We start from the raw sequence: 10,926 nt of genomic DNA, 5'->3' as shown, positions 1-10,926 counted from the left end.
TGCCCGAGGCGCAGCCGAGGCAGACCTGCGCGGCGCAGCCGCCCCGTCAGATCCGGGCCAGCACCTCCTCGATACTGCGCTCGATCAGCGCCAGGCAATCGTCATCCGAAAACCGGTGGTCGGCCCCGTCCACCAGGGTCAGGCGCATGTCCGGGCCCTGCGCGTGGTCCAGCAGGCGCAGCGCCACCGACATCTCCACATCCGCGTCCGCCGTGCCCTGCAGTAACCGTACCGGGACAGGCAGCGCCAGCGGCGCGCGCAGGACCAGCCGCGCGCGCCCCTCCTCGATCAGGCGGCGCGTGATGATATAGGGCGCGCCATAGTCCGAGGGCAGCGTGACCTGCCCCTCGCGCAGCAGCGCCCCGCGCTGGTCGGCGTCGAACCCCGCCCACATGCTGTCCTCTGTGAAATCCGGCGCGGCGGCGATGGTGACAAGGCCGGCCACCTTGCCGGGCCGGTCGCGGGCCGCCAGCAGCGAGATCCAGCCCCCCATGGAGGAGCCCACCAGCACCACCGGCCCCGCGATCCGGTCCAGCACAGCGCAGGTGTCCTCGAACCAGTCGCCGATGCAACCGTCGGTGAAGGCTCCGCCGCTGATCCCGTGACCGGAATAGTCAAAGCGCGCGAAGGCCTGGCCCCGGCCCTGCGCCCAGGCCTCCAGATGCACGGCCTTGGTGCCGGCCATGTCGGACTTGAAGCCGCTGCAGAACACCACGGTCGGGCCCGCGCCCGGCGTGTGGGCCCAGGCGATGCGGCGTCCCTGCGCCGTGGTGAAGGTTTCGGCCATGTGATCCCCCTGTCGTCCGCCTGCCTGTGACTGAGCACAGACCGAGCCCGGGATGCAAGCTTGACAAGGCCCCCGGCCCCCGGCCAAAAGACCCGCGCACAACATACCCGCAACCGGGCGTTCCGTGGGCGCCAAACCGACGAGGAGACAGGCCATGCATGACGGCCAGAACCAGATTTCCCTGACCTTTCCCGATGGCAATGCACGCAGCTTTCCCAGCGGCGTGACCCCGGCGGACGTGGCCGCCGAAATCTCGACCTCGCTGCGCAAGAAGGCCATCTCGGCGCATGTCGACGGGCAGCACTGGGATCTTCAGTGGCCCATCGAAACGGACGCGAAGATCGCTATCAACACGATGAAGGACGAGTCCCCCGCGCTGGAACTGATCCGCCACGATCTGGCCCATATCATGGCCCGCGCCGTGCAGGAGCTCTGGCCCGACGTCAACGTCACCATCGGCCCGGTGATCGACAACGGCTGGTATTACGATTTCGACCGGGCCGCGCCCTTCACCCCCGAAGACCTCGGCGCAATCGAAAAGAAGATGAAAGAGATCATCAACGCCCGCGACCCGGTCACCACCGAGGTCTGGGACCGCGCCCGCGCGATCGCGCACTACGAGGCCAACAACGAACCCTACAAGGTCGAGCTGGTCAATGCGATCCCCGGCGACGAGCCGCTGCGCATGTACTGGCACGGCCAATGGCAGGATCTGTGCCGTGGTCCGCACCTGCAGAACACCGGCCAGCTGCCAGGCGATTCCTGGAAGCTGATGTCCGTGGCCGGGGCCTATTGGCGCGGCGATTCCAGCCGCCAGATGCTGCAGCGCATCTACGGCGTCGCCTTCCAGTCCCGCGAGGATCTGAAGAATTACCTGCATTTCCTCGAAGAGGCCGAGCGCCGCGACCACCGCAAGCTGGGCCGCGAGATGGACCTGTTCCACATGCAGGAAGAGGCCCCCGGCCAGGTGTTCTGGCACCCGGACGGCTGGACCATCTACACCACGCTACAGGACTACATGCGCCGCAAGCAGCGCGCCGGCGGCTACCGCGAGATCAACACGCCCCAGGTCGTGGACCGCAAGCTCTGGGAGGCCTCGGGCCACTGGGATAAGTATCAGCACCACATGTTCGTGGTCGAGGTGGACGAGTCCCGCGACGGCGAGGATGACGACGCGAGCGTCAGGAACAAGGACCAGACCCGGATCAACGCGCTCAAGCCGATGAACTGCCCCTGCCACGTGCAGGTTTTCAACCAGGGCCTGAAATCCTATCGCGACCTGCCGCTGCGACTGGCCGAATTCGGCTCCTGCGCGCGGTTCGAACCCTCGGGCGCGCTGCATGGAATCATGCGGGTGCGCGGCTTCACCCAGGACGACGCGCATATCTTCTGCACCGAAGAGCAGATCCAGGAGGAGTGCGCCCGGTTCATCGACTTTCTGGCCGAGGTCTACCGCGAACTGGGCTTCGAGGATTTCGAGATCCGCTTCGCCACCCGCCCCGAAAAGCGCGTCGGCAGCGACGCGTCCTGGGACTACGTCGAGGGCGCTCTGGAAAAGGCGATCAAGGCAGTTGGCCGCGACTATACGCTGGAGCCGGGCGACGGTGCCTTCTATGGCCCCAAGCTGGATTTCTACCTGACCGACGCCATCGGCCGGGTCTGGCAATGCGGCACCTTCCAGGTGGACCCGAACCTGCCCGAACGGCTGGGCGCGACCTATATCGCGGCCGACGGCGAAAAGCACCGCCCCTATATGCTGCACCGCGCCGCGCTGGGATCTTTCGAGAGGTTCATCGGCATCCTGATCGAGAACTGGGAAGGCAAGCTGCCCTTCTGGCTGGCCCCGCGGCAGGTGGTCGTGGCCTCGATCACCTCCGAGGCCGATGACTACGTGCAAGAGGTCGTGGCCGGGCTGACCGCCGCCGGGGTCCGGGCCGAGGCCGACATCCGCAACGAGAAGATCAACTACAAGGTCCGCGAACACTCGGTGGGCAAGGTGCCTGTGATCCTGGCCTGCGGCGGCCGCGAGGTCGCCGAGCGCAGCGTTTCTGTCCGCCGGTTGGGACAGAAACAAACCTCGGCCGCGACCCTGGACGAGATCACCGCCGAGCTGGCGCGGTCGGCCACCCCGCCCGATCTTCTGTAACAATCGGGCCGTGACGGCCGCCTTGAGCCGTCACGGCCCGCGCAAGGTGCCGATCAGAAATGCGCCTTGGGCTCGTCCGGTTTCCCGGCTGCAATAGCAAGGATGCCGCCCAGCCCGACAAAGCCGATGGGGAACATCGTGCCCACGTTGAAACCGAAGGCCGCGTAGAACAGCAGGCAGGCGCCCAGCATCAGGAGGCCGCCCCAGAGCGCGCGCACCTTGGCCATGGCGCCCCCGGCGATGGCCAGCAGCGGGGCCAGGAAACTGGCCATGCGGATGAAACCGGGGTTATCGAGCACGCCGAAAATCTCCGCGATTTCACCATGGCGTTCAGAGACCTCGGCATAGCCATAGCCCACAAGCCCGACGATGATGCCGATGATACCGCCGATCAGGCCCAGGACCAGTGCCGCGTTTCGCATGATGCCTCCGTTCGTCTTTGAATTTATCTGGGGGTTCGGGCGGTGTTATTGAAGGAGCGCGTGCTGCACGGATGCGCCCCAGCCCTGGTGCCACTGGCCCTGCGCCTCGATCACCGGACGTTTCAGCAGGGTCGGATGCGTGGTCAGCAGGTCTGCCGCCGGGCGCTGACGCTCCGGCTCGGACAGCGCGCGCCAGGTGGTCGAGCGGGTGTTCAGCGCGCTGTCCCCGAAATGATCGAGGATCGCCTGCAGATCTTCGGCGGCAATGCCGTCGGCCCGCACGTCGATGACCTGCGGATCATGGCCCGCCGCGCGCAGGGCCTTGAGCGCCTTGCGGCAGGTATCACAGGATTTCAGCCCGAAAAGGCGCATCTATTGCCTCCGTTTTGTGCATGTGTCGCGTGGATCAGCACCGGCGCCGGGCCAGCACAGGATTGTCATTTGCCTTTTGCCCTCATGACCGCATCATATCAAGGCGAGGCTGACGGACGACCGCCATTTCCCGCGCGGGACCGGAAGACCTGGACCCCGGGGACTGGGGCCCAGTCCCCCTGAAAACGCAGGAGGAACGGACATGCCCAGGGGCACCGTGAAATGGTTCAACACCGCAAAGGGCTATGGCTTCATTGCGCCCGAGGATGGCGGCAAGGACGTCTTTGTTCACATCTCGAAGGTCGAAGAGGCAGGCCTGGCAGGCCTTGCCGATGAACAGGCCGTCGAGTTCGAGTTGGTCGAAGGCCCGGACGGGCGCCAGATGGCAGGCGCGTTGAAGCCCGGCTGAGCCAGGTGGCACCCGCCTTGCAACGCCCAGCCGGGATTGACCTGGCCTAGAACGCCTCCCGCGTCGAGAGATCGGCATAGTCCGCCAGGCTTTCGGGATTGGCGAGCGAGGCCTTGTTCCTGACCTCTTGCCGCAGCGCGGTGGATTTCGCCGCGCCCTCGACCCGCTTGCCGCTGATCGTATAGGGCACCGCGCCGACGGTATAGATCGCCGCCGGCACGTGGCGCGGCGAACATTCCTGCCGCAGCCTGGTGCGAATCTCTTTCGCAAGCTCCGGCGTCATCGCTGCGCCCTCGGCCATCTGCAGGCACAGCACGATTTCCTCGTCGCCTGGGATGGGCCGCCCGAAGGCCAGGCAATCGGCCACCTGCGGCAGGCGCTCGCAGACGTTGTAGATATCCGCCGTCCCGATCCGCACCCCGCCGGGGTTGAGCGTGAAATCCGACCGGCCATGTATGGTCAGGCTGCCGTCCATGTGCTCGGTCAGGCGGTCGCCATGGGTCCAGACCTCGGCCCGGTCCTCGAAATAGGCCTTGTGGTAGCGTGCATCCCCATCGGCGCCCCAGAAGGTCAGCGGCATCGAGGGGAAGGGTTCGGTGCAGCACAGCTCGCCGGGGCGACCCAGCACCGCCACGCCGCGATCATCGAGCACCTGCACCGCCATGCCCAGAGCCTTGGCCATCAGGGCCCCGCGCCGCACCGGCAGCATTGGCGCCCCGATGAGGAAACAGCCCATCAGGTCGGTCCCGCCCGAGATCGAGAAAAAGCCGAAGTGCGTGCCAATGGCGTCATACATCCAGTCGTATTGATAGGGCGCCATGGGGCTGCCCGAGGCCATTAGCCAGCGCAGCGAGGACAGGTCGTAGTGGTCGCGGGGCACAAAACCCATGTCCGAGAGCGTGCTGAGATACTTGGGCGAGATCCCCAGATGCGTCAGCCGCTCGTCTTCCACAAGTTGCCACAGCATGGTGCCGTCCAGCGCGCCGTCACGCTTGACCACAGGCGCACCGTCATAGAGCACCACCGTGGCCCCGGCCGCCAGCCCGGTCATCAGCCAGTGATACATCATCCAGGCGGTGTTCGAATACCACAGGACGCGGTCGCCGGGCCGCACATCGACGTGCAGCACGTGTTCCTTCATCATGGTCAGCAACACGCCGCCGGTCTTGTGGACGATGGCCTTGGGCTTTCCTGTCGTCCCCGAGGTATACATCACGTAGAGCGGCGCATCGAAGGGCACGCGGGTGAAGGTCAGCTCCGTCTCTTGCCCGAAATCCTCCCACGGCACGGTAGGCACCTGCGCCTGCGTGGTGTTGTCGCCCACCAGCACAAGCTGCACCAGCCCCGGCATCTGGTCGGCCACCTCGCCGATGCGGTCCGAGACATCGACCGCCTTGCCGCCGTAGGTGATGCGCGGCGCGGCAAAGAGCACCTTGGGTTCCACCTGCCCGATCCGGTCGAGGATCGCCGCCGCCCCGAAATCGGGCGAACAGGAGGTCCAGACCCCGCCGACGGCGGCGGTGGCCAGCAGGGTCACCAGCGCCTCGGCGCGGTTGGGCAGGACCGCGCCCACGCGGTCGCCCTGCCCCACCCCGGCGGCGCGCAACCCGTCGGCGCATTTGGCGACCCGCGCGCGCAGCTCATCGGCGGTGACATGGGCGCGATGGCCGATCTCGTCGGCCTCAGTGAGGACCACCGCGTCACCCGACTGGCGCAGAAAATTCTCGGCCAGGTTCACCCGGGCCTGCGGGAAGAAGCGCGCGCCGGTCATCCAGGCATCGTCGTCGGGCTGAAACACGACCTCGCCCTTGTCGCCGATCACGTCGAGGAAATCCCAGACCCGCGACCAGAACCCCGACAGATCGCTGATCGACCACCGGTGCAGCCCTGCGTAGTCCTGCGGATCGAACCCGGCCTCGCGCGCGAAACGGGCCAGCGCGCTGTCGGTCCAGCGGTCCTCGGGCGGTGTCCAGACAATCTCGGGCATTGCGTCGCTCTCTCCTTTTTCAGAAGCTCTCGCCCCTGCGGGCGCTTGCTTCTATTTTCTCTATCTCCTCGGGGCTTAGCCCGTAAACCTCGCGCGCCACCTCAGCGGTGATATAACCCAACGCAAGGTCGCGCCGGACGGCCTCGGGCGCACGCGTCCCGGGCACACCGTAGCCCGCGCCGCCGGGAAAGGCCATCTGGACGCACGCGCCATGGGGCACCGATTGCCGCCCATTGCTGCGCATTGGCGTGCCATCGTCACGGGCGATCCGGGTGGGCGCGCCCTGCTGCCCGCCGCGGCGACCGCGCGCTGGGTGATCGACCCGGTCCAGCATGGCGGAGATGTCGAATTCATGGCCCGCGCGCGCGCCGACCTCCATGACCTGGCCCAGCCCCCCGCGATACTGCCCGGCCCCACCGCTGTCGGGGCGCAGCTCCTTGCGCCAGATGATGACCGGGCCGACCTGTTCTGTCGCCTCGACCGGCATCGTCATCACACCCCAGGGAAAGGCGGTGGCATTCATCCCGTCCAGCCCGGGCCGCACGGCCAGGTCGGCGGCAAAGATCGCGCCGCCCGCCGGGCCGCTTTCGACCAGGCGCACGGGAAACTCCGCCGCGGCCTCCAGCGCCATGATGCCGCCGCCCGAATGCATCAGGTAGATAGGGCAATCGGCGCCTTCCCGGGCCAGCCTGTTTTCCAACCAGCCCAGGTAAGAGGCCATGAGCGGCTTGATATAGGCATTGGCAATCGTGGTGTTGAAACGCTCGTATTCCCGCATCTGCGGGCTGACCCGGCTGGACTGCGAGACCATGCCGGCCCCGGTGTCCAGCACCACGTCCGTGAAGGTGCCCCCGATATCGACGCCCAGCCTGGCCATGCCCGTGATCTTCCCTCGCAGCCTCGCCCGCGCAGGCTAGTGCCAAAACCGGGGAAATGGCCTCACCCGGCAGGGCCGCGCGGACGGGGCGTTGCACCCGGCGCAGGTTGCACCGTGGTGCGCCTGATGACCAGAGCGGCGAACCGCGGCAGTCTTGCCTCGCGGCTCGCCGGTGTTTACCCGACGCGCCGCCGGTCGGCGTTCAATCGGTGCGGTCAAGAATTTCGGCGATCTCGTTCTCGGTCAAAGGGACGGGATTGGCCCGGGTCGAGGACGCCGACAGGGCCTTGTGCGCCACCTGCGGTTTGTCTTCTGCGCCCACGCCAAGGCCCGCAAGGGTGGGAAGGCCGTGGCCATCTACGAAGCCACACAGGGCCTTGCGGCCGTCTTGTTGCCCATCGCCGAGCTGCTGGCTAAGCAGCGCGTCGATCTCGCTGATGCGCGTCGTTGCGAGACCCCGCGCCCGGAGCGCCGCCATGTTCCCCTCAAGCGCCGCCGGCAGGAGGCGGCCACAAATCGCGCCGTGCGCCCCGCCGCGCCCGCCAATGATCGAAGCCAGGCCATGAACGACCCCCAGCCCGGAATTGGCCAGCGCCAGGCCGCTGAGGTAGCTGGCTCGGGCCATGTCGTCCCGCGCGGCCGGGTCCTCGGCCCGCATCAGGATTTCCAGCGCCGCAACGGCGGGGGGAAGCGCTGCACGGGTCAGCGCGTCGGTAATGGGCGTGGCGCGACAACTCAGGGCGCTCTCGATCAGCTGAGTGATGGCATCCAGCCCACTGGCCAGGGTCAGCCCACGGGGCGCGCCGTCGGTCAGGGCGGGATCGACGATCGCCAGGTCAGGAACGAGGCGCACGTCGCGCAGGCTGATCTTGGCGCGGTCTTGCGGCACACCGATCACGGCATTGCGCGTGGCCTCGGCGCCGGTTCCGGCGGTCGTCGGGATCGCGACCATGGAAAGGGGGTCCGCGATCTGCCGCGCCGGGGTGCCGTCCGATGGCAGGTAGTCGGCAACGTCCCCCGCGCTGGGGCAAAGCCCGGCAATGGCCTTGCCCAGATCCATTACCGCGCCGCCGCCAACGGCAACCACGCAGTCGGCAGAATGGGCGCGGGCCGCGGCCACGCCCTGTCGCACCGCGTCCAGGTCGGGTTCCCCTCTCGATACCACGGTCTCGACCGTGCAGTCCTGGCCGATCAGGGCGTCGTGCAGGTCGTCGACCCAGGCGACCGCGCGCCCCCGCACCAGAACGACCCGCCGGCCTATGGCAGCCAGCCGCCCGGCCGCCGCGTCGCGGGTGCCGCGCCCGAACAGCGTGCCCTGCGGAGCGGTCAAGCCGAAGGCAGTCATGGGACGTGATACCCGTCCAGCCGGGCCACTTCGGCGGCCGAGCCCAGGAAAACGGGCACGCGCTGGTGGTGGCCCTCGGGCGGCAGGTCGAGGATGCGCCCGGTGCCCAGGGTCGCGGCCCCCCCGGCCTGTTCTATGAGAAAGGCCATGGGGTTGGCCTCGTAGAGCAGGCGCAGCTTGCCGCCTGCGTCATGGTTGTCGGCATCGGCAGGATAGAGAAAGATTCCCCCGCGCGTCAGAATGCGATGGACATCGGCCACCATCGAGGCCGTCCAGCGCATGTTGAAATCGCGCCCACGCGGACCGGTTTCCCCGGCCAGACAGTCCGCGACGTAGGCGCGGATTGGGGCGGGCCAGAAGCGTTGCCGCGACGCATTGATCGCGAATTTGCTGGTCTGTTCGGGGATAGTCATGCGGGCGTGGGTCAGGCGAAAATCGCCGGTGCCGTATTCACAGGAAAATCCATAGACCCCCTCTCCGAGGCTGAGGACGAACATCATCGTTGGACCGTAAAGGGCATAGGCCGCGCAGCGCTGGTCAGCGCCGCGTTTGAGAACGCCTGTATCGCCATCCGCCGCGACCCGTGTGACCGAGAAGATCGAGCCGACCGAGAGGTTGACATCGACGTTCGACGACCCGTCCAACGGATCGTAGAACAGCAGGTAATCCCCTGCGACGGGCGATTTTAGCCAATGCGCGGCCTCGCGCTCCTCGCTGACAAGGGCGGCGAGGTCGGGCGAGTTCTCACAGCTGCGCGCGATGATGTCATCGGCGATCAGGTCCAGCTTCTTCTGGTCCTCGCCCTGGACGTTGACCGCCCCCGCGCTGCCCTGTGCCCCCTCGAAGGCGGCGTTGCGCAGCGTGTTGCCGATCGCCCGGCAGGCCGAGGCGATATCCTCGATCAGAAAGACCAGGCTCGGGTCGATGGGGCCGGCCTGACGGGTCAGGAACCGGCGCAGGGTCGGGTGTGGATCGGTCACGGGGTCAATACCGCAGCGTGGCATCGACTGCCCGCGCCCAGGCTGCGCACTTGCGCTGCCGGGTGGCCGCGTCCATCGCAGGGGTGAAGGTGCGGTCCACCCGCCATCCCTGCGCGAAGGCGTCCATGTCCGGGTAAACCCCAGCGCGCTGCCCGGCCAGCCAGGCCGCGCCCAGCGCCGTGGTTTCCAGAACCTCGGGCCGGTCCACCGGCGCGTCGATAATGTCCGACAGGAACTGCATCGCCCAGTCGCTGGCCGTCATGCCGCCGTCCACCCTAAGGGTAGGGCGCGTCCCCTCGGCCTGCCAATCGGCCTGCATGGCCTCCAGCAGATCGCGGGTCTGGTAGCCGACGCTTTCCAGCGCGGCTCGGGCCAGTTCGGCGGGGCCGCTGGAGCGGGTCAGCCCGAAGACGGCGCCGCGGCATTCGGCGTTCCAGTAGGGCGCGCCAAGGCCGGTGAAGGCCGGCACCAGCGTGACCTCCTGGGTCGGATCGGCGGCCTCGGCCAGCGGCTGGGTCTCGCTCGCGTCGCGGATGATCCGCAGCCCGTCGCGCAGCCATTGCACCACCGCCCCGGCGATGAAGATCGAGCCTTCCAGCGCGTAAGTGGGCGTGCCGTCCAGCTGATAGGCGATGGTGGTCAACAGGCGGTTTTTCGAGGCGACGGGCGTCTTGCCCGTGTTCATGAGGGCAAAGCAGCCCGTGCCATAGGTCGATTTCAGCATCCCCGGCTGGAAACAGGCCTGGCCCAGGGTCGCCGCCTGCTGATCGCCGGCAACGCCAAGGATCGGCACCTCCCCGCCGAACAGATCGGGCCGGGTCATGCCGAAATCGGCGGCGCAGTCCCGGACTTCGGGCAGCATCTGCGGGGGGATGTCAAACAACTCGCAGATCGTGGTGGACCAGCGTCCCTTGTGAATGTCATAGAGCATGGTGCGCGCGGCATTGGTCGCGTCCGTGACATGGGCCGCGCCGCCGGTCAGCTTCCAGATCAGCCAGGTATCGACGGTGCCGAAGAGCAGCTCGCCCCGGCGGGCGCGGTCGCGGGCCCCCTCGACCCGGTCGAGAATCCATTTCAGCTTGGTGCCCGAGAAATAGGGATCGGCCAGAAGGCCCGTGCGGGCGGTGATCGTCTTGTCATGGCCCGCGGCGCGCAACTCGGCGCAGTAATCGGCCGTGCGGCGGTCCTGCCAGACGATGGCGTTGTGGATCGGCTTGCCGGTGGCGCGGTCCCAGACTAGCGTGGTCTCGCGCTGGTTTGTGATGCCTATGGCGGCGATCTGCCCCGGGGTCAGGCCGGCCTTCTCGATGGCGGCGCGGCAGGTGCCCGCGGTCGTGGCCCAGATTTCCTCGGGGTCGTGTTCGACCCAGCCGCTTTCGGGAAAATGCTGGGTAAACTCCTCTTGCGCGGTCGCCGCGATGCCCATCGTGGCATCGAAGATGATCGCGCGGGATGATGTGGTGCCTTGGTCGATGGCGAGTACATGGGTCATGGGAAGGGTCCGTTCCTTTTGCTGGTCATCCCCGGGCCTGACCCGGGGATCTCCGGCCAAGAGATCATCCGGTCAAGCCGGATGATGACGCAGGCAACTGGCACCGGGG

Annotated in this window: 9 protein-coding genes and 1 pseudogene; 2 read left to right on the top strand and 8 right to left on the bottom strand. The window is 67.5% G+C overall.

The window, feature by feature from the left end:
- Positions 1–46: 46 nt before the first annotated feature.
- The gene (locus ACH107_RS25720; RefSeq protein ID WP_412508459.1) at positions 47–787 is read right to left on the bottom strand and encodes an alpha/beta hydrolase; all 741 of its coding nucleotides are present in this window, start codon (positions 785–787) and stop codon (positions 47–49) included.
- A gap of 154 nt (positions 788–941) precedes the next feature.
- Here ACH107_RS25720 and thrS point away from each other — a divergent pair, with 154 nt between their 5' ends.
- On the top strand, positions 942–2,933 hold the full coding sequence (thrS, locus tag ACH107_RS25715) for a threonine--tRNA ligase (RefSeq protein ID WP_412508458.1): 1,992 nt from the start codon (positions 942–944) through the stop codon (positions 2,931–2,933).
- Positions 2,934–2,986: 53 nt separating this feature from the next.
- On the opposite strand, the gene ACH107_RS25710 is transcribed toward thrS, so the two are convergent.
- Positions 2,987–3,355: a hypothetical protein gene (locus ACH107_RS25710; protein ID WP_310691358.1), complete on the bottom strand. Its 369-nt coding sequence runs from the start codon at positions 3,353–3,355 to the stop codon at positions 2,987–2,989.
- A gap of 45 nt (positions 3,356–3,400) precedes the next feature.
- Positions 3,401–3,727, bottom strand: a complete 327-nt coding sequence (locus tag ACH107_RS25705; protein WP_412508457.1) for an arsenate reductase family protein — start codon at positions 3,725–3,727, stop codon at positions 3,401–3,403.
- Positions 3,728–3,929: 202 nt separating this feature from the next.
- On the opposite strand from ACH107_RS25705, the gene ACH107_RS25700 reads away from it, so the two are divergent.
- Complete coding sequence (locus tag ACH107_RS25700) at positions 3,930–4,136, top strand: cold-shock protein (protein WP_412508456.1); 207 nt, start codon at positions 3,930–3,932, stop codon at positions 4,134–4,136.
- Between the two features lie 46 nt (positions 4,137–4,182).
- Here the strand turns inward: ACH107_RS25700 and ACH107_RS25695 are convergent, their stop codons facing one another.
- From ACH107_RS25695 to glpK, 5 genes and pseudogenes are all read right to left on the bottom strand, one after another.
- The gene (locus ACH107_RS25695) at positions 4,183–6,123 is read right to left on the bottom strand and encodes an acetoacetate--CoA ligase (protein ID WP_412508455.1); all 1,941 of its coding nucleotides are present in this window, start codon (positions 6,121–6,123) and stop codon (positions 4,183–4,185) included.
- A gap of 19 nt (positions 6,124–6,142) precedes the next feature.
- Positions 6,143–6,934: pseudogene (locus ACH107_RS25690) on the bottom strand (hydantoinase B/oxoprolinase family protein); the annotation flags it as partial.
- Between the two features lie 268 nt (positions 6,935–7,202).
- Positions 7,203–8,345 carry an iron-containing alcohol dehydrogenase gene (locus ACH107_RS25685; protein ID WP_412508453.1) on the bottom strand — a complete coding sequence of 381 codons (1,143 nt, stop codon included), beginning with the start codon at positions 8,343–8,345 and terminating at the stop codon, positions 7,203–7,205.
- Complete coding sequence (locus tag ACH107_RS25680; protein WP_412508452.1) at positions 8,342–9,325, bottom strand: class 1 fructose-bisphosphatase; 984 nt, start codon at positions 9,323–9,325, stop codon at positions 8,342–8,344. The genes ACH107_RS25685 and ACH107_RS25680 overlap by 4 nt, the downstream gene beginning before the upstream one ends.
- Before the next feature lie 4 nt (positions 9,326–9,329).
- Complete coding sequence (gene glpK, locus ACH107_RS25675; RefSeq protein WP_412508451.1) at positions 9,330–10,817, bottom strand: glycerol kinase GlpK; 1,488 nt, start codon at positions 10,815–10,817, stop codon at positions 9,330–9,332.
- Positions 10,818–10,926: the final 109 nt, after the last annotated feature.

This window comes from Roseovarius halophilus (ex Wu et al. 2025) (assembly GCF_047086965.1).
Note: the sequence above shows the minus strand (reverse complement) of the source record. Positions and strands in the feature narration are given on the sequence as shown.